Consider the following 18,486-nt stretch of genomic DNA (forward strand, 5'->3'; position numbering starts at 1 on the left):
TTCCACTAAAAGCATGGTATGATAATTTCCACGATCAGAAACGGCCATAAGCAAAACGCTGAGAGATCCCATAAGAAAGGAACTATTTGATCATGAGTGAAGTAACACGGCGGGAGCTGATGCCCGGAGTGTGGCTGCGGAGCATCCACACGGGCAAGTTCAAAAGTGCCTACCTGTCGGTGACCCTATTGACCCCTCTGGAGGCGGAGACGGCCTCGGAGAATGCCCTGATCCCTGCGGTGCTGCGCCAGGGTACGGCGGACCACCCCGACCTGGAGTCCTTGTCCGCGGCTCTGGACGAGCTGTACGGCGGCGCCATCGAACCGGTGGTGCGGAAAAAGGGCGAGACCCAGTGCGTGGGTTTTGTGGCCAGCTTCCTGGACGACGCCTATACCCTGGAGGGAGAGACGGTTCTGGAGGGGGCGGCTGCCCTGCTGGGAGAGCTGCTGCTGCGGCCCTATACCCAGAACAGCTGTTTCTGCCCGGATTATGTCCGGGGAGAAAAGGAGAACCTCATTGCCCGGATTCGGGGTCAGATGAATGATAAGCGCCGCTATGCCACCCACCGTCTGGTGGAGGAGATGTGTCGGGAGGAGGCCTTCGGGGTCGACAAGCTGGGCGACGTGGCCCACGTGGAGACCATCACCCCCCAGAGCCTGTGGGAGCGGTATCAACCCTGCTCGCCTCGGCCCAAATTGAGCTCTACTACTGCGGCTCCGCCAAGCCGGAGCGGGTGGAGCAGGCCATGCGCCAGGCTCTGGCCGGACTGCCGCAGGCGCGGGAGCGTTTGTGTCCGGAGTGTGAGGTAGCCCTCCATGCCGGTACAGAGCCCCGGTATGTGGAGGATCAGCTGGACGTGACCCAGGGCAAGCTGGCCATGGGCTTCCGCACCGGCGGCATCACCTGCTGGGAGGAGGATTACCCCGCCTTGACGGTCCTGAACGCCCTGTTCGGCGGCACCACCATGTCCCGGCTGTTTTTAAATGTAAGAGAGAAGCTGTCTCTCTGTTACTACGCCAGCTCCACCCTGGAGAAGATGAAGGGGCTGTTGCTGGTGTCCTCGGGCACTGAGTTTGATAAGTACGACACTGCCCGGAAGGAGATCCTGGCTCAGCTGGAGTCCATCCGCCGGGGAGAGATCGAAGACTGGGAGCTGGAGGGGACCCGTAGCATCCTGATAAACGGTCACCGCAGCACCCTGGACGACCAGGGGCGGCTGGAAGAGTTCTGGCTGGGCCAGAGCGCGGCAGGTCTGGATATCGGCATCGAGGAGCTGGTGGAGGGTATCCGCCGGGTCACCCGGGAGCAGGTAGCCGCCGCAGCGCAAAAGCTGGAACTGGACACCATTTATTTCCTGAGAGGACGGGAGGGCTGACATGGAACAGCTGACATTTGACCGGGTAGGGGAGCGGATGTACCGCGAAAAGCTGGAAAACGGCCTGACCGTATGTGTCTTCCCCAAGCCGGAGTTTCAAAAGGGCTATGCCTTCTTTGCTACCAACTACGGGGGCATGGATGTGCGCTTCTGCCTGGACGGGGTGTGGATAGACAGCCCCGCCGGAGTGGCCCACTATCTGGAGCACAAGATGTTTGACACCAAGGAGGGCAATGCCCTCCAGGATCTGGCGGCCAACGGAGCCAGCCCCAACGCATTTACCTCCAGCGCCATTACCGGATACTATTTTGAATCTACCGAGAAATTTGAGGAAAACCTGCGCATCCTTCTCTCCTTTGTCTCCCAACCCTGGTTTACCCAGGAGAGTGTGGACAAGGAGCGGGGCATCATCGGCCAGGAGATCGGTATGATCCAGGATAACCCGGACTGGAAGGTGTTCACCAACCTGATGGCCGCCCTGTATCAGCACCACCCCATCCGCCTGAGCGTGGCGGGCAGTGTGGAGTCCATCGCTGAGATCACTCCCGAGACCCTTTACGCCTGCCACAAGGCGTTCTACGACCCGGCCAATATGGTCCTGTGCGTAGCAGGTCCCGTGGAGGCGGAGAAGATCTGCGATATTGCCCGGGAGATTCTGCCCAAAGAAGCGGGCCCCATCGCCGGGCGGGATTACGGCCCTCAGGAGCCGGAGCAGGTGGCGCAGCCTTTGATTGAAGAGACCATGGAGGTTTCTATCCCCATTTTCCAGCTGGGCTATAAGGGCGATGCCCCCCAGCGGGGCGAGGTAGGCGCTCGGCAGGAGCTGCTGGGTGAGCTGGCCTGCGAGGCTCTGCTGGGCAACTCCACCCCCCTGTATGCCCGGCTCTACCGGGAGGGGCTCATTAACCGCAATTTCTCCTACGGCTACGAGGCGATGCCCGGCGCGACCTTCCTGGCTGCCGGAGGCGAGTCCAAGGACCCGGAGGCAGTGCGCCAGGCGGTGCAGCAGGAGGCGGAGCGAATTGTCCGGGAGGGAGTAGACCCTGACCTGTGGCGGCGTATCAAAAAGGGCAGCTACGGCGGTAAGGTGCGCAGCCTCAATTCCTTTGAAAACCTGTGCGTAGGTCAGGCTCAAAGCTTTTTTGCCGGGTCCGATCTGCTGGATTTCCCCCGCCTGTTTGACACCATTGAAAAGGCAGATGTGGAAAACCTGATTGCCCGCTGGGTGACGCCGGAGCGCACGGCCCTGTCGGTGGTCCGTCCGGGAGAGGAGGAAGCAAAATGACCCATGTAGTGACCTTCCCCGGTCTGGGACTGGAGTTTACCCTGAACCGGGTGGCCTTTACCATCCCGATTATTGACCGCCCTGTCTACTGGTACGGAATTATCATCGTATCCGGATTGCTGTTGGCCGTCTACCTGTGTATGCGGTGGGCTCCCAGGTTCGGCATTGTCCCCGACCATATCCTGGACATGATGCTCTTTGCCGTCCCGGCGGCCCTCATCGCCATCCGGGCCTACTATGTGATCTTCAACCTGGGGCTCTACCAGCGGGAGGACGGCTCCTTGGACTGGGCGGCCATCCTGCGTTACAGTGATGGTGGCTTGGCGATCTACGGAGCCATTATTTCCTCGGTTATCGTCCTGCTCATCTTCTGTAAGGTGCGGAAAATCAATTTCCTGGCCTTTGCCGATGTTGGCGTCCACGGCCTGTTCATCGGCCAGCTCATCGGCCGGTGGGGCAACTTTATGAATGTGGAGGCCTATGGCAGCGCGACCACGCTGCCCTGGCGGATGTGCTCTGAGTCCATTGCTGCCGAGATGTTCTCCAAGGGCTATGTGGACCAGGCGGGCTATGAGGCAATTCTCAGCGGCACGCTGGGCGTCCACCCCACCTTTTTCTATGAGTCGGCCTGGAACTTTGTGGGGCTGATCCTGGTGTATTTCCTGGGGAAGAAGTGGCGGCGCTACGACGGAGAGTGCTTCCTGTTCTACCTGGCCTGGTACGGTCTGGGCCGGGCCTGGATCGAAGGCCTGCGTACTGACAGCCTTTACCTGTTTGTAGGCAGCTCCATCCGGGTATCTCAGCTGGTGGCGGCGGTTTGCTTTGTGGTGGCAGGCGGAATCCTGCTGTACAACCGCTTCCGTCCCCATGACAAGAACAATCTTTACGTAAACCGCCTTAAGGCTCAGCAGGAGCAGGCGGAAGAGACAAAGGAGGACTGAACATGGCGGCCATTTATATGGACGGCAAGGCCCTGGCGGCCAAGGTGAAGGAGGAAGTGGCGGCCCAGGTGGCGGGCATGGAGCGCAAGCCCGGCCTGGCTGTGGTGTTGGTGGGAGATAACCCCGCCTCCCGTGTGTACGTAAACGGAAAGAAGAAGGACTGCGCCGAGTGCGGTATTTACAGCGAGGAGTATGCTATCCCCGCGGAAACCACCCAGCAGGAGCTGCTGGAACTGGTGGAGACCCTCAATGGCCGGGAGGACATTGACGGTATCCTGGTCCAGCTGCCTCTGCCCAAGCCCCTCAACGAGAAAGAAGTGCTGCTGGCCATCCGTCCCGACAAGGATGTGGACTGCTTCCATCCCTTCAATGTGGGGCAGTTGATGATCGGCGAGCAGGGCTTCCAGCCCTGCACCCCCGCCGGCGTGATGCGCATGCTGAAGGAGTACGGCATTGACCCTGCGGGCAAGCACTGCGTGATCGTGGGCCGCTCCAACATTGTGGGCAAGCCCCAGGCCATGCTGATGCTGCGGGAGAATGCCACCGTTACCGTCTGCCACACCAAGACCCCCGACCTGAAGGCGGAGTGCCTGCGGGCGGATATCTTGGTGGCAGCGGCAGGCCGGGTAGGCCTCATCACCGGCGACATGGTGAAGGAGGGGGCCGTGGTCGTAGACGTGGCCATGAACCGCAACGAGGCGGGTAAGCTGTGCGGCGATGTGGTCTTTGAGGAAGCTGCCCAGCGGGCCTCCTACATCACTCCCGTTCCCGGCGGCGTTGGTCCCATGACCCGGGCCATGCTGATGGAGAACACACTGTACGCGGCGAAACAGCACGGAAAACAGTAAAATACCACCGATTTTGCGCCTCTGGCTTTAGCCAGGGGCGCTTTTTTGTTGTCATAACTGTGCTCCGGTCCACATAACGTGTAGGGAACAAAGCGAAGGCGGTGAGTACCAATGAGAATGGACAACGGTCAGGCCTACCGGCAGGCGGCCCAGGTGCTGCCTCTGTCTCTGCGGGGGGCGGCTCTTGATCTTCCGGAGGACAAGCAGGGCAGAGCGGAGGAGCTTCGCCTGCGGATCGGACATCCCGTAACGGTGGTGTTTCCCCAGGGGGAGCTGTCTCTGGGGACAAACCCGGTGACTGGCCGGGATCTGGAGCATTTGCTGGAGCTGGCCAGCCGGGCCTCCGTCCATACGGTGGCTGACCAGCTCCGTCGGGGCTACCTGACTGTAGAGGGGGGACACCGGGTGGGACTGTGCGGCACACCGGTACTGCGGGACGGCCAGATCCACGGCCTGGGGCGGCTGTCCTCGGCGGCCATCCGGGTGGCTCGGCAGGTAACCGGAGCGGCGGCGCCGGTAGCACAAAAGTTGCTGGGACAGAGTGGAGCGTTTTGTAGCACCTTGATCCTGGCGCCCCCGGGGGCGGGCAAGACCACCTTGCTCCGGGATCTCATCCGCATGGTCTCCCACGGAGAGGGGATGGCCCCTCAGCGGGTGGCGGTGGCGGATGAGCGGGGGGAAGTGGCCGCCCTGTGGAACGGGGTGCCTCAGCTGGATGTGGGAGAACGTACTGACGTGCTGGAGGGATGCCCCAAGGTTCAGGCGCTGATGATGCTGCTGCGGGCTATGAACCCCCAGGTGCTGGCGGCAGATGAGATCACCGCTCCGGAGGACGTGGCCGCCCTCATTTCCGCGGCGGGGTGCGGAGTGAAGCTGTTGGCTACCGCCCACGGAAGTGCCCGGGAGGATCTGGCCCGCCGTCCTCTGTATCGGGAACTAATGGCGGCCAAGGTGTTTGAGCGGTTGCTCCTGATTGAGACAAAGAACGGGCGGCGAAGTTACCGGGTGGAGGTGCTGGAGTAGATGTGGAAGCTGGTGGGAGCGGTGCTGGTGGCAGCGGGCAGCGGCTGGCTGGGACTGAGCGCGGCGGCGGGGCTGACAAAACGTCTGCGGGCGGTGCAGTCTATGATCGTGGGGTTGGAACTCATGGAGCGGGAGCTATGGGAGCGGGGGGCGGCTCTGCCGGAGCTGATGGTCGCTCTGGCGCAGAGGTGTTCCCAGCCGGCGGCCGGCTTTTTCCAACGGTGCGCCGAAGGTTGTGCCAGGCTGGATCAGGTTCCTTTTGGGGAGAGCTGGCGGCAGGCGGTGGACGAGCTGGAACTTCTTTCCCTGGATAGTCGGGCTGCTCTGCTGCCTCTGGGGGAAGTGTTGGGCCGGTACGAGGCGGACAGTCAGCGGCAGGCTCTGGAGCACGCCAGGCAAGCCTTGGAGCGGGAGGAGCAGCGCGCTCAGGAGGAGCGGCGGCGTCTGGGCCGGGTCTATCAGGCCTTGGGATTGTCCGGCGGCGCGTTTCTTGTGATTTTGCTGCTGTAATGGGATAAGATCACGAAAGAGGGCATGGGTATGGATGTGGATATGATCTTTCGAATTGCCGCCATCGGCATTCTGGTGGCGGTGCTCAATCAGGTGCTGAGCCGGGCGGGGCGGGACGAGCAGGCCATGATGACCACCTTGGCGGGGCTGGTGGTGGTGCTGATGATGGTGGTGCAGGAGATCGCCGATCTGTTTGCCCTGGTCAAAACTCTGTTTCAGCTATGATAGAGGTGATGATCAAGGTAGCCGCCGGAGCGGTGACTGCTGCTGTGTGTGCCACAGTGGTACGCCGGGGCACGCCTGAACTGGGTTTCCTGCTGGCGCTGGCGGCAGGAATTTGGGTGCTGTGGACGGTGGCGGACAGCCTGAAGCTGGTGACGGATTGGATGAAATGGCTGTGTGAGCTGGCAGGGCTGGAGGACTGGTTAATTGAGCCTGTCTTTAAAACGGTGGTTCTGTCCATCCTCACCCGGCTGACCGCAGAGGTGTGCAAAAGCGCGGGGGAGAGCGGTGTGGCCGCCTTTGTGGAGACGGCGGGAACCATTTTAGCCCTGGCAGTCTCTCTGCCTCTGGTGGGAGGAGTACTAAAGATGATGGAGGGGATGCTGATGTGAAGGTGCGGATCTTGGCTTTGTTGGTACTGTTGCCTCTGACCGTGCTGCCGGTATGCGGCGTGGATCTCTCCTTCTCTCAGGCCGACCAGGTGCTGGAGAGCGCCCAGGATTATGGCGTGTCCACGGACGGGGGACTGGGCCAAGGGGTACAGAATCTGCTGGAAGCGGCCGTGGATCAGTTGGGTGGATTGCTGCGCCACAGTCTGGGCACTGCATTGAAGCTGCTGGCGGTGGTACTGCTGTGCGGCCTGGCCCAGGGGCTGGAAGAGGACAAGCCCGTGGGACTGGGAGCGGTGGAACTGGCGGGAGCCCTGGCTATCACCGCTCTGACGGTGAGCGATATGACCACCATGGTGGGTTTGGGGCGGGAAACTATCTCCAAGATGGGGGACTTTGCTGACCTTATTCTCCCTGCCATGGCTACGCTTACCGCTGCCACCGGCTCGGTGACCGGGGCGGCCGTGCGACAGGGGGTGACGGTCATCTTCTCCGACCTGCTGATTACCGCGGTGGACAGCCTCTTGGTACCGTTGGTGTACGCCTATATCGCTCTGTCTTGTGCCCAGGCCGCGTTGGGCAACGGAGGTCTAGGCAAGCTGGCGGGGCTGGTGCGTGGGACGGCGGTCTTTTTCCTCACCGCTATGCTGTTGGCCTTTACTGGTTATCTCACCGCCAGCGGGGCTATCGCCGGGTCGGTGGACGCGGCGGTGGTAAAGACCGCCCGCATGACCATCTCCCGGGCGGTGCCTGTGGTGGGAGGCATCCTCTCTGATGCGGCGGAAAGCGCCCTGGCCAGCACCAGTGTACTGCGGGGGACGGTGGGCGTGGCAGGGATGCTGGTGGTGCTGGCCATCTGCCTGACACCCTTTTTGCAGCTGGCCCTCCACTACCTGGCCTATAAGCTGGCTGCTGCCCTGGCTGGGACGGTGGATCACTCCCGGTTGGGCGCTCTGATGGACAGCATCGGCGGGGCCTTTGGTTTGCTGCTGGGCATGACGGGCAGCTGTGCCCTCATGCTGCTTTTGAGCATCGTGTCCGCCGTGTCGGCGGTAGCGCCATGATAGGGGCGCTGCGCGAGTGGCTGCTGTCGGTGACGGCGGCGGCCATCCTGTGTGCCCTGGCCCAGGGGCTGATCCCGCCTGGACCGGTGCGCCGGGTGGGGCGGCTGACAGCGGGGCTGGTGATGGCGGCGGCCTTGCTTTCTCCCCTGGCCAGTCTGAAGGGTGTGGAGCCGGAAGAATGGCTGGAGAGCTGGCAGCCTCAGGAGGAGGTACAAGAGCTGGAGCAGCAGCGGGATAAGACGATGAAAACCATCATAGAAGAGGAATGCAGTGCATATATTGTGGACAAGGCGGCCCAGTTGGGGGCAGAGTGTCAGGTGGAAGTGCTGTGTGCCCCGGAGGGGGACGGGGCATTTCTTCCCTGGCAGGTCACCGTGACAGGGGATTTGACCTCCGTGCAGCGGGAACAGCTCACCCAGCAGATCCAGGAGGATCTGGGGGTGCCGCCGGAGCGCCAGCAGTATGGAACAAAGGAGGAATCACCGTGAAATTTCAATGGCCCCCAGGGCTGTCTGTCTGGAAGAAGGGGCTGGAGCGGTATGGCTATGTCCTTTTGGTGGTGGCAGTTGGAATCGTCCTGCTGCTATGGCCTCAGGGAGGAGAAAAAACGGAGTCCGCGACCCAGGAGACGGTCCAGGAGGAATTTGATCTGGAGGCGTTTGAAGAGAAGCTGGCCCATACCATCTCCCAAATCCAGGGAGCCGGAGAGGCCCAGGTGGTATTGTCCTTGCAGAGCAGCAGCCGCCAGGTGTTGGCCCAGGACAAGGAACAGGGAAGCCAGGGCGACAGCAGCACAACCGCCGTGACGGTGGGCCGGGGGTCGGGCAGTCAGGATGTAGTACCCCTCCAGACGGTGGCTCCCCAGTTCCGGGGGGCACTGGTGGTATGTCCCGGCGGGGACGATCCCCAGGTGCGCCTGGCGGTGATGGAGGCGGTCTCCGCCGTCACCGGGCTGGGCAGCAATCATATTTCCGTATGCAAAAGCGCGGCCTGAGGCCGAAACTTTGAAATGAATAGGGAGGAAGTCAGCAATGAAAACAGGGAACAAGAAGGGCGTGTCCCAGCTTTGGAAGCGCAACGCGGTGGTAGCGGTGATCGCCGTGTTCGTGTGTGCGGCGGTGTACTTAAACTGGAGCTATGAGCAGGAGGCAGGCAAAACGTTGGGAGAGTCCACCATGGTGGGGAAGGAAGATCCGCTGGTGTCCGGCAGTTCCAGCTCGGATAGCTCCAGTTCGTCCCAGCAGGACGACGCTGCCCAGCAGGGGGACCAGAGCAGCACCGATGGCCAGCAGACCGGTGCAGAGAGCGGCGATGACTACTTTGCCAATGCCAGGCTCAACCGCCAGCAGTCTCGGGACAGCGCCCTGAGCCTGCTCCAGGATGCCGCCGCACGGGAGGATGCGGATCAGACCCTGCGGGATGAGGCCAATCAGAGCATCCAAACCATGGCCGATTACACCGTTACCGAGGCCCAAATCGAAAACATGATCGTTGCCAAGGGGTATACCGACTGTGTGGCCTTTATTGGGGAAAACTCTCTGAGCCTGGCAGTCGCTGCGCCCGAAGGGGGACTCACCGACGCGGATACCGCCCGTATCCTGGATGTGGTCAGCCAGAATGCCGGTTTTACTGCCGACCAGGTGACCATCATCGAGGTGGAGTGAGGGCTAGAAATTTTAGGTTTTGGTTGTCAAAGACGCTCCGGCGTGGTACAATAACACCAAGTATCCTGGAAGAACTGTAACGTGAAGGAGCGTGACCATCCGTGAGCGAGAATAAGGAGTATGTCTCCCGCTCTGACGAGCTGGGCAATATCCATATTTCCGAAGAAGTGCTGGCTGGTATTGCCGCCGCCGCCGCCCTGGAGGTGGAGGGAGTCAGCGGCCTGGCCGCCAATTTGGGCAGCGATATTGCCGAACTGCTGGGAAAGAAGACCCTGGCCAAGGGCGTGCATGTGCAGATGGAAGATGAGAAGGTGACGGTGGATCTGTCCATTCTTATGTCCTACGGCAACACCATCCCCGAGGTGGGCAAGGCGGTGCAGGACGGCGTAAAGAACGCGGTGGAGTCCATGACCGGCCTGGAGATTGCCGCTGTCAATGTGAATGTGGGCGGAATTACCTTCCCGGTGAAGGCGTAATACACACAAGCAACCACAAGGCGTGCCTGGATACAAAAACCGGGCACGCCTTTTGCTGTGCTGCAGAGACACAAGGGCGAAACGGAGGAGAAAGCCATGTTGGCCAAATTCAAACAAATGCCGCTGGAGAGACAGCTATTTATCAGCTTTGTCAGCGTCTCATCCATTTTGCTGCTTGTGACCATGGGGATCATGCTGTATGTGGATATTACCCGGCAGCTGAGGAGCATGGATGACACCATCCGCAGCAGCGCCGCCTATATTGCACAGCTGGAAGCGGTGGAGGACATGCTGGAACAGGGGTATCCGGACCCGGCTGTTTCCCGGCAGCTGGACAGCCTGAGCGAGAACGTGAAGGATCTGAACGTGATCGTCATCTACAACACCAGCGGCCTGCGCTTTTATCACACCGACCGCCAGCAGAGCGGCGAGACCTTCGTGGAAGGGGAGGAGGTGCCCATCCTGGAGGGCAGCGAACCCTATATCACCACCGGATACAGCACCTATGGATCTCAGCGCCGGGCCTTCCACGCGGTGGAAAATGACCAGGGGGAGATCATCGGCTTTGTGATGACTTCTATCTTTACCTCCGATATCTGGGAGCAGAACCGGGTGATCGTGATTTACGCCCTGGTGATCCTGGGCGTGGTGTTACTGCTGGGTGTGGGGCTGTCCCGGGGGATCGTAGCGTTGTTGCGGGGGTCCCTGAAAGGACACCATCCCACCGAACTGCTGGAACTCTATCTCAAGCAGGAAGATGTGCTCAACGCCATTGAGGATGGACTGGTGGCCACCGACCGGGAGGGAACGATCATCTTTTCCAATCAGGCGGCCCAGCGCCTTCTGGGCGCTTCCCAGGGGGAACTGGAGGGGCGGCAGATGGAGGAGGTTTTCCCGGAGAGTGCTTGTGTCCAGGCGGCCAGCACCGGACAGACGTTCCACAACCGTTCCTGCGTGATTGGAGAGCGGCAGGTACTGGCCAGCGAAGTGCCCATTCGGGGAGAAGAGGGACTGGACGGCGTGCTGAGTGTGCTGCATGATAAGACGGAGATGATGCGGCTGTCCGATCAGCTGTCGGGTACCCGGAATATGCTGGACACCCTGCGCTTTTTCAACCACGAGTTTATGAATAAGCTCCACGTCATCCTGGGGTATCTCCAGACGGGAGAGACTGGAAAGGCCATCTCCTTCATCGTCAACAGCGGCCTTGTCTCCAGTCAGGCCATCCGGGAGACCGCCGACTGCATCCGTGCCTCCCGGCTGTGCGCTCTGGTGATCGGCAAAATGATGCACGCAGCGGAACTGGGGATCCGCCTGACGGTAGCGCCTGACAGCAGCTGCCGACCGGAAGATCTGCTGCTGGAGGAGCAGGACTGCATCACCGTGGTGGGCAATCTGCTGGAGAATGCCATTGAGGAATTGGCAAAGGGAGGTGGTGAGCTGCTGGAGATCAAGTTGGGGCTATACTGCCGCCCGGACTGCAACATCATTGTCTGTGAGGATACGGGCCGGGGAATTGACCTGGCGGTGCGGGAGCACATCTTTGAAAAAGGAGTCTCCACCAAAGGAGAGGGCCGGGGCCTGGGCCTGCCCCTGGTGCAGCAGATTGTAGAGAGCCACAACGGTACCATCGACATTGTGACTGAGGCGGGGGCAGGCAGCTGCTTTACCCTGACCTTTACCAGACAGGAGGGAGCAGTATGACCTATCGGGTGCTGATTTTAGAGGACGACCCCATGGTGGCGGCCATTGACCGGCAGTATGTGGAGAGCGATCGCCATTTTCAGGTGGTGCAGGTGTGCAAGAGCGGAGGACAGGCCCTGGAGTATTTGGCACACCAGGACGTGGAGCTGATCGTGCTGGACTACTACACCCCGGAGATGAACGGGCAGGAGTTTTTGGATCACCTGCATGCCATGGGGCGGGCTCCGGCGGTGATCATGGTCACCTCGGCCAGCGATACAGATATTGTGCGCTCTCTGCTCAGCCGGGGAGTGCAGGATTATCTGGTCAAGCCCTTTGAGTTTGCCCGGTTCCGGCAGGCGCTGGACAAGTTCCTTCAGCGGCAGAAGCTGCTGTCCAACTCAGGGGGAATGGATCAAAGGGCCATTGACCAGCTGCTGCAGTCCCAGGACGGAGAGGAAAGCGCGCCTCAGCTGAGCAAAGGACTCAATGGAGCCACTTTGCGTTTGATTCAGGACTTCCTGGCCCGCAGTCAAGGACAGGCCCTTACCAGCGAGGAGATCGCCGAACAGGTACATTTGTCCCGGATCACCATTCGCCGTTATGTCAACTATATGGTGGAAACCGGGGAGTTGGTCAGCTCTATCGACTACCAGACTGGAGGCCGTCCCTCCATCCGCTACCGCTACACCGGAAACTTTGGTGCAGCGGGAAAGGGATCTACATAAGGAACAAAAAGCTGCGTTCAAATTTGTACATTTCTTCTGAAAAAGGCGTAAATGGCGAAAATCTCATACAGATATGCGCACAGATTGCCCGGAATAAAAGATCCGTTTGTGGATGTCCCACAAGCGGATCTTTTGTTACTTTACTTACAAAAGGTCTTCAATACGTACTTAAATTGACTTTCTCTACTGAATTATTTAAACTTTTTGTTAAGAAAACCGCACGCTGTCTATCACGGCGAGAGGGAGCCGGAGCGTGTGCGGAGAGAGAAACAAGGAGGTATTTTTATGCCAACGGTAGAAGAAATCCTAGCGTATTTTGGCACCTACACCCCCGGGGTAGACGGGGCGGTCAGTTCATTCAAGTTTGAGTACCTGACCAGCCTGGGCTTCGCGGCCATCGTGATCTTCCTGGGACATGCCATCGTCAAGCGCTCCGCTCTGCTGCGGAAATTCGCGATCCCCGCCCCGGTGGTGTCCGGCCTGCTGTTTTCCATTGTAGTTGCTATTTTGAAGGGCAGCGGCCTCATCGCCATCTCCTTTAATGTAAGCACCATTCAGGATCTGTGTCAGAACATCTTCTTTATGTGCGTGGGCTTCGGCTTCAGCTGGAAGCTGATCCGCCACGCCGGTGGTAAGCTGTGCCTGAAGATCGCCATTGCCGCCTGCCTGCTCATTACCCTGCAGGATGTTCTGGGCGTGCTGGTGGGCCAGCTCATCGGCCTGAATCCCTTCCTGGCTCTGCAGTGCTCCTCCTCTGCTATGTCCGGCGGCGTCGGAACCGCTGCCTCCTTCGGTCCGATCTTTATCGAGAAAATGGGTGCTCCTGAGTCCGCCACCGCGGTGGGCGTCACTGCCGGCACCCTGGGCAATGTGATGGGTTCCCTCATCGGCGGTCCTGTGGCTGCCTTCCTCATCAGCCGCCACGGTCTGAAGTCTGACCCCAACGACAAACCTGAGTCCGCTGTGGACGGCAAGATCAACGAGCTGAGCAACAGCCGTATGGTCTCCATGTTCGGCATGGTACTGCTGCTGTGTGCTCTGGGTATGCCCATCTACTGCATCCTGGACAACATCCCCATGATCGAGATGCCCAAGTTCATCGGCTGTCTGTTTGCCGGCGCCATTGCCCGCAATGTGATGGAGGCCCTGAATATCAAGTTCTACACTCCTGAGGTGGACGCCATTGAGCACATGTTCCTGGAGCTCTATCTGGCTCTGGTGCTGATGACCATCGACATTACCGCTCTGGCTGGTGTGGCCGGCCAGATGGGTGTGATCCTGCTGGTTCAGGCGGTCCTCATGGCTGTGTTTGCCATCTTCGTTTCCTTCAACATGTTCGGCCGGGACTACGGTGCAGCTGTCATGGCGGCCGGCAACTGCGGCTGGGGCTGCGGCTCCGGACCCAACGCCGTGGCCAACGAAAAGGCGGTCATGGATCAGTATGGCTGGCACAATGTGGCCTGGGTGCTCTACCCCTCCTTCGCCGTGATTATCGACGACATTTACAACCCGATTTTCCTCTCTTTGTTCGGAAGCATCTTTGCAGCCTGAACATTTCCCTCTTCCTACACCCACCCCGCGGCGCTGCTTTTGCAGCGCCGCGGAGTGGTTTTTGTGGGTTCTTCCGATTGTGAAAACGGGGTGAACTGTGGTATAGTAGTGCCGAAAAGAAGAGAGGGACCCTATTAGTGTATTGTAAAACGGGAGGAGACCATGGCGGACACAGGCGTGTGGAGAAAAACGCTGTTGATGGGGGCGGCACTGTGCCTTTTGCTCACAGGCTGCGGTACTGGCGGCGGAACCGGCTCTGGAGAGGAAGGGCTGACCGTGCTGACCATCGGCACAGCCGACAGCGGCGGGACGATGTATACCGTGGGCAGCGCCCTTGCCCAGGCTATTACCAACGGAGACAGCTCCATCAAAGTGAATATCGGAGCATCCACCGGCTCGGCGATGAACGTGCGGGGCTTGGTTGGGGGAGAAATCGATCTGGGGCTGGTATCCGGTGACGTGGCCTACGCTGCCTACTATGGGCAGGATGATTTTTCCCAGCCTATGGAGAGTCTGCGGGCGGTGGCGGCCCTCTATGTCAGTACCTCCAACTGGATTGCGCCCCAGTCTGTAGGTGCGGAGTATGTCCATGACTTGGTAGGCAAGCGGATTGGCGTGGGTCCCCAGGAATCCACCACGGAGCTGTCTGCCCGTACAGCGGTGACAGTGCTTGGTCTGGACCAGGGAGGAACGCAGCTGCTCAATTGCGGACTGGGCGATGGGGCACGGATGGTAGAGCAGGGCGAACTGGATGCCATCCATGGCTTCTCCGGCGCGCCGGTGGGAGGACTGAAGGAACTGGCCCAAAACCAGCCCTGTCAGCTTCTGAAATATACCCAGGAGGAGCTGGAGGCCATTTTGGCCGAGAATCAGTCATATTATCCGGTGGTCATTCCGGCGGGGACCTATGCGGGGCAGGAGGAAGATGTAGATACCTTCGGGGTCAAGTGCCTGCTGTGTGTCGATGCCTCTATGTCTGAAAATTTGGTCTATCAGATCACCCAGGAGATCTGGGCAGCCACCGAGAAGCTGACCAAGGAGCACCCGGCCCTGGCTGAGATGGCAGACAGAGAATTTGTCTGCCAGGATCTGCCCATCCCTCTGCATTTGGGGGCGTGGGAGTTCTACGAAGACCAGGGAATTCTGGAGTAAGAATATGTGCCCGGGAGAAAACTCCCGGGCACATGTTTTTTCTTTATTTTTTCGCCTTGGCCACGCTGCGCCGATCCACAAATACACAGGGGACTACGGTTTTAAAGGGGTATTGAGCTCCCGAACGGCTCAGCTCCATGGCAGTCATGGCTGCCACCGCCAGTTCGTGCTGGAGTACCCGCACGGAGGAGAGAGGTGGTGTGGCGTTTTGAGACAGGGGCGTATCATTGAAGGCAATCAGGCTGATTTGTTCCGGAATTGCCCAGCCTGCCTCGTCCAGCGCATGCAGCACGCCCTGCACCATGGCGTCGGAGGAGATAAACAGGGCGGTGGGAGGCTGGTCCCACTCCTTAATGGCGCGGCTGAGGGCCTGGTAGGCGAAGGGCGAGGTCATCTCGCAGTCCAGCGCCCACTCCGGACGGTAGAGCCCCTTGTCCTGCAGACTGTTGCGGAAGTAGTACAGCCGGGCGTCCAGCTTCAGGTCATGGGTCTCCTGCAGCGTGAAGTGGCTGCCGATAAAGCCGATCTTCACATGGCCGGCATCCAGCAGATGGTTGAGCGCCTGCCGCACGCCCAGATGGAAGTTGGGCACAGCAGAGAAAAATTGTTCATCGTCGGGGGAGGAGTCCACAAAAACCACGTGGCGGCTCAGCTTTTGAAAGCTACGGATCTCCTGCCAGGTGAAGCTGCCGATGGCAAAGATTCCGTCCAGTCCTCCTTCGCCCTGCATAGCAAAGTTGCCCTGCTGGTCCCGAAACAGAGGCGTAGTCTCAACCCCTCGGGAGAAGCACACTTGCTCCAGGGCATTTTTCATGTACAGATAGTAGGGGTCCTGCATGACCTGCTCGCTCTCAAACATTTGAGCGATACCAATTTTCAGGGCCCGGTCCCCCTCGCTCTTTCGGCTGCGCACCGGCACATAGCCCAGCGCCTGGGCCGCTTCCAGGATCTTCTGCTGGGTCTGAGAGGTGACGCTGATACTCTCATCCTGATTGAGTACCCGGGAAATGGTGGATACCGAGATCCCGGTGGCAGCGGCGATATCTTTTAAAGTTGCCATCTGAATCACCCTCCTCTGCATGTAAATTATACACAATTTTTTCTAAAATAACAAGAAAAAATAGATAAAATTAAGGAAAAATTGCGGCAGAACGGAGGGGGAGACAGTCATTCCTGGGCGAACATGGGGGAGGAGAAATAGCGGTCCCCCGAGTCGGGAAGAACGGCAACCACGGTTTTATCCCGGAACTCCTCCCGGGCGCACAGCTGGCGGGCGGCCCACACGGCGGCGCCGGAGGAGATGCCCACCAGCAGGCCAAAATGCTTGGCCAGTTCCCGGCCGGTCTGGAAGGCCTGCTCGTCGGTGACCCGGACCACCTCGTCCAGCAGGGAGCGGTCCAGTACGGCGGGAATGAAGTTGGCGCCGATGCCCTGAATCTGGTGGGGGCCGGCCTGGCCGCCGGAGAGCAGGGGGGAGGCGTCAGGCTCCACCGCCGCCACATGGAGGGCGGAGTTTTGTTCCTTCAGATAGCGGCCGGTGCCGGTAATAGTGCCGCCGGTACCTACACAGGCCACCAGGGCATCCACCTGGCCCTGGGTGTCTTCCCAGATCTCCGGACCGGTGGTGCGGTAGTGGGCATCCGGGTTGGCGGGATTTTCAAACTGTCCGGCGATGAGGCTGCCGGGGATCTCCTTGGCCAGAGCCTCCGCCTTGTCCACGGCCCCCTGCATCCCCTGAGCGCCGGGGGTGAGCACCAGCTGGGCACCGTAAGCGGCCAGCATGGCCCGCCGCTCTGCACTCATGGTGTCGGGCATGGTGAGGATCAGACGATAACCTCGGCTGGCGGCCACACAGGCCAGACCGATGCCGGTGTTTCCGGAGGTAGGCTCGATAATGGTGCCGCCGGGGGCGAGAAGACCCCGCTCTTCGGCGTTACGTACCATGGAAAGGGCAGCCCGGTCCTTGGTGCTGCCGCCGGGGTTAAGAAACTCCAGCTTTACAAGCAGACGGGCTCCGGTCTGGGGATTGGTCTCCAGGTGGAACAGAGGGGTGTTTCCAATCAGCTCCTCTACGGTATGAACGATCTTGGCCATCACTGGTCGCCTCCTGTAATTTTGTTGTCTCTCATCATACCGCCCGCCCAAAAGGTTGTCAATGTGCCATTTGCAATGGGAAGGGGAAGAGGGTATAATATATGGTACGGAATTGACTTATGTAAGCCAATCCAACGCGTTTTGTTCCGGAAAGGAGTTTTAAGACCATGAAAACTGGTTTGGTATTGGAAGGGGGCGCGCTGCGCACCATTTATTCCACCGGCGTGATGGATGCCATGCTCTCCAAGGATCTGATGGTGGACTATGTGATCGGTGTGTCGGCGGGCATCGCCTACGGGGTGAGCTATGTCTCCAAACAACCTCAGCGCAACTTGGAGATCCTTACCCGGTTTGTGAACGACCGGCGGTATATGGGGCTGAAAAATCTGGTGGATAAGCATAACCGCAGCTATTTTGGCCTGGAGTTCTCCTATGAGACCATCCCCAACGAACTGGTTCCCTTTGACTATGATACCTTTGCCGCCTTTCCCGGACACGTAGAGGCGGTGGTGACCAATCTGGACACCGGCAAGGCGGAGTATATGGAGGTGCCCCGGCGGGATGAAAAGTTCCTGCTGCTTCAGGCTACCTGTGCCCTGCCGCTGATGTTCCCCATCTATCACCTGGACGGCAAACCCTATCTGGACGGCGGAGCGGCAGATGCCATCCCCTTCCGTCGGGCCTTTGAGCAGGGGTGTGACCGTGCCGTAGTGATCCTGACAAAGCCCCGGGATTTTGTGCGCAAGGCGGAGAAACTCCAGCGTCTCATTGAGCGGCGCTACCGTGAGTACCCCAACTTCTGCCAGACGATGCGGGAGCGGGCAGAGAAGTACAACGCGGATAAAGAGGAGCTGTTTGAGCTGGAGCGCCAGGGCAAGGTGCTGATCTTTGCCCCTGACTCCCTCCACGGAGTGGGACGTATCGAGCACAACGTGGAAAAGCTGCGCCTGCTGTGGGGAGAGGGCTATCAGCACGGCGTGGAGCGGATGGAGGAGCTGGAATCCTTCCTGGGCCGCTGAGAGAGAAATACACAAGGAGAGAGTATGAAGAAAATCGTGATCATTGACGGTCAGGGAGGCCGTCTTGGAAAGCTGCTGGTGGAGGAGACCCGCGCCCGGATGCCGCAGGCCCATATTTTGGTCATCGGAACCAACGGGGTGGCCACCTCCACCATGCAGAAGGCGGGAGCGGACCAAGCGGCCACCGGAGAGAACCCGGTGGTGCGGGGAGTACAGGATGCGGATGCAGTGCTGGGCCCCATGGGTATTGTCGTATCTGACGCCATTTTAGGGGAGGTTACCCCTGTTATGGCCCAAGCGGTGGGCAGCTGCCGGGCCAGAAAGTTTCTGGTGCCCATGAACAGCTGCGGCGTATGGGTGGCCGGTACCCAGGAGATGGGACTGGCGGGCTATGTGAAGCTGGTGGTAGAGGAAGCCACCCGCTACCTGGAAGAGGAGGATGCTTGATGGACTACCGCATGG

Annotated in this window: 22 protein-coding genes; 20 read left to right on the forward strand and 2 right to left on the reverse strand. The window is 59.9% G+C overall.

Features of this window, described 5'->3' with window-relative positions:
* Positions 1 to 92 precede the first annotated feature (92 nt).
* The 18 genes from ACLTXB_RS09765 to ACLTXB_RS09850 all read left to right on the forward strand — a co-directional run bounded on the left by ACLTXB_RS09765 (position 93) and on the right by ACLTXB_RS09850 (position 14,911).
* On the forward strand, positions 93 to 809 hold the full coding sequence (locus ACLTXB_RS09765; RefSeq protein WP_428226839.1) for a hypothetical protein: 717 nt from the start codon (positions 93 to 95) through the stop codon (positions 807 to 809).
* Positions 734 to 1,375, forward strand: coding sequence for a M16 family metallopeptidase (locus ACLTXB_RS09770; protein ID WP_428226840.1), 642 nt, complete (start codon positions 734 to 736; stop codon positions 1,373 to 1,375). Before ACLTXB_RS09765 ends, ACLTXB_RS09770 begins: the two co-directional genes overlap by 76 nt.
* 1 nt (position 1,376) lies before the next feature.
* Positions 1,377 to 2,660, forward strand: a complete 1,284-nt coding sequence (yfmH, locus tag ACLTXB_RS09775; protein WP_428226841.1) for an EF-P 5-aminopentanol modification-associated protein YfmH — start codon at positions 1,377 to 1,379, stop codon at positions 2,658 to 2,660.
* Complete coding sequence (gene lgt / locus ACLTXB_RS09780; RefSeq protein WP_428226842.1) at positions 2,657 to 3,601, forward strand: prolipoprotein diacylglyceryl transferase; 945 nt, start codon at positions 2,657 to 2,659, stop codon at positions 3,599 to 3,601. The genes yfmH and lgt overlap by 4 nt, the downstream gene beginning before the upstream one ends.
* Before the next feature lie 2 nt (positions 3,602 to 3,603).
* Entirely contained in the window at positions 3,604 to 4,449 is an 846-nt protein-coding gene (folD, locus tag ACLTXB_RS09785; protein WP_428226843.1) for a bifunctional methylenetetrahydrofolate dehydrogenase/methenyltetrahydrofolate cyclohydrolase FolD, read from the forward strand.
* A gap of 117 nt (positions 4,450 to 4,566) precedes the next feature.
* Positions 4,567 to 5,472, forward strand: coding sequence for a stage III sporulation protein AB (locus ACLTXB_RS09790; protein WP_428226844.1), 906 nt, complete (start codon positions 4,567 to 4,569; stop codon positions 5,470 to 5,472).
* A complete protein-coding gene (locus ACLTXB_RS09795; protein ID WP_428226845.1) occupies positions 5,473 to 5,982 on the forward strand; it encodes a stage III sporulation protein AB in 510 nt (169 codons plus the stop codon).
* A gap of 30 nt (positions 5,983 to 6,012) precedes the next feature.
* Complete coding sequence (spoIIIAC, locus tag ACLTXB_RS09800) at positions 6,013 to 6,207, forward strand: stage III sporulation protein AC (protein ID WP_008980149.1); 195 nt, start codon at positions 6,013 to 6,015, stop codon at positions 6,205 to 6,207.
* Positions 6,204 to 6,596: a stage III sporulation AC/AD family protein gene (locus tag ACLTXB_RS09805; RefSeq protein WP_235397542.1), complete on the forward strand. Its 393-nt coding sequence runs from the start codon at positions 6,204 to 6,206 to the stop codon at positions 6,594 to 6,596. Before spoIIIAC ends, ACLTXB_RS09805 begins: the two co-directional genes overlap by 4 nt.
* The gene (locus tag ACLTXB_RS09810) at positions 6,593 to 7,657 is read left to right on the forward strand and encodes a stage III sporulation protein AE (RefSeq protein ID WP_428226846.1); all 1,065 of its coding nucleotides are present in this window, start codon (positions 6,593 to 6,595) and stop codon (positions 7,655 to 7,657) included. The genes ACLTXB_RS09805 and ACLTXB_RS09810 overlap by 4 nt, the downstream gene beginning before the upstream one ends.
* Positions 7,654 to 8,145: a stage III sporulation protein AF gene (locus tag ACLTXB_RS09815; protein ID WP_428226847.1), complete on the forward strand. Its 492-nt coding sequence runs from the start codon at positions 7,654 to 7,656 to the stop codon at positions 8,143 to 8,145. The genes ACLTXB_RS09810 and ACLTXB_RS09815 overlap by 4 nt, the downstream gene beginning before the upstream one ends.
* The gene (locus ACLTXB_RS09820) at positions 8,142 to 8,651 is read left to right on the forward strand and encodes a stage III sporulation protein AG (RefSeq protein ID WP_428226848.1); all 510 of its coding nucleotides are present in this window, start codon (positions 8,142 to 8,144) and stop codon (positions 8,649 to 8,651) included. The genes ACLTXB_RS09815 and ACLTXB_RS09820 overlap by 4 nt, the downstream gene beginning before the upstream one ends.
* A gap of 37 nt (positions 8,652 to 8,688) precedes the next feature.
* Positions 8,689 to 9,321 carry a SpoIIIAH-like family protein gene (locus tag ACLTXB_RS09825; protein ID WP_428226849.1) on the forward strand — a complete coding sequence of 211 codons (633 nt, stop codon included), beginning with the start codon at positions 8,689 to 8,691 and terminating at the stop codon, positions 9,319 to 9,321.
* 101 nt (positions 9,322 to 9,422) lie between these two features.
* On the forward strand, positions 9,423 to 9,797 hold the full coding sequence (locus tag ACLTXB_RS09830) for an Asp23/Gls24 family envelope stress response protein (RefSeq protein ID WP_008980155.1): 375 nt from the start codon (positions 9,423 to 9,425) through the stop codon (positions 9,795 to 9,797).
* A 96-nt stretch (positions 9,798 to 9,893) separates the two neighbouring features.
* Positions 9,894 to 11,501, forward strand: a complete 1,608-nt coding sequence (locus tag ACLTXB_RS09835) for an ATP-binding protein (RefSeq protein WP_428226850.1) — start codon at positions 9,894 to 9,896, stop codon at positions 11,499 to 11,501.
* Positions 11,498 to 12,208, forward strand: a complete 711-nt coding sequence (locus ACLTXB_RS09840) for a response regulator (protein ID WP_008980157.1) — start codon at positions 11,498 to 11,500, stop codon at positions 12,206 to 12,208. The genes ACLTXB_RS09835 and ACLTXB_RS09840 overlap by 4 nt, the downstream gene beginning before the upstream one ends.
* Before the next feature lie 285 nt (positions 12,209 to 12,493).
* Positions 12,494 to 13,759 (forward strand): sodium/glutamate symporter, encoded by a 1,266-nt coding sequence (locus tag ACLTXB_RS09845; RefSeq protein WP_008980158.1) that lies wholly within the window; start codon positions 12,494 to 12,496, stop codon positions 13,757 to 13,759.
* A gap of 162 nt (positions 13,760 to 13,921) precedes the next feature.
* Positions 13,922 to 14,911, forward strand: coding sequence for a TAXI family TRAP transporter solute-binding subunit (locus tag ACLTXB_RS09850; RefSeq protein WP_302667883.1), 990 nt, complete (start codon positions 13,922 to 13,924; stop codon positions 14,909 to 14,911).
* 43 nt (positions 14,912 to 14,954) lie between these two features.
* Here ACLTXB_RS09850 and ACLTXB_RS09855 read toward each other — a convergent pair whose 3' ends face one another.
* The gene (locus tag ACLTXB_RS09855; RefSeq protein ID WP_428226851.1) at positions 14,955 to 15,971 is read right to left on the reverse strand and encodes a LacI family DNA-binding transcriptional regulator; all 1,017 of its coding nucleotides are present in this window, start codon (positions 15,969 to 15,971) and stop codon (positions 14,955 to 14,957) included.
* Positions 15,972 to 16,078: 107 nt separating this feature from the next.
* Entirely contained in the window at positions 16,079 to 17,005 is a 927-nt protein-coding gene (gene cysK / locus ACLTXB_RS09860) for a cysteine synthase A (RefSeq protein WP_428226852.1), read from the reverse strand.
* 167 nt (positions 17,006 to 17,172) lie between these two features.
* Here cysK and ACLTXB_RS09865 point away from each other — a divergent pair, with 167 nt between their 5' ends.
* A complete protein-coding gene (locus ACLTXB_RS09865) occupies positions 17,173 to 18,024 on the forward strand; it encodes a patatin-like phospholipase family protein (protein ID WP_110441135.1) in 852 nt (283 codons plus the stop codon).
* A 24-nt stretch (positions 18,025 to 18,048) separates the two neighbouring features.
* Positions 18,049 to 18,471: a DUF3842 family protein gene (locus ACLTXB_RS09870; protein ID WP_428226853.1), complete on the forward strand. Its 423-nt coding sequence runs from the start codon at positions 18,049 to 18,051 to the stop codon at positions 18,469 to 18,471.
* Positions 18,472 to 18,486 lie beyond the last annotated feature (15 nt).

This window comes from Flintibacter sp. (assembly GCF_046973065.1).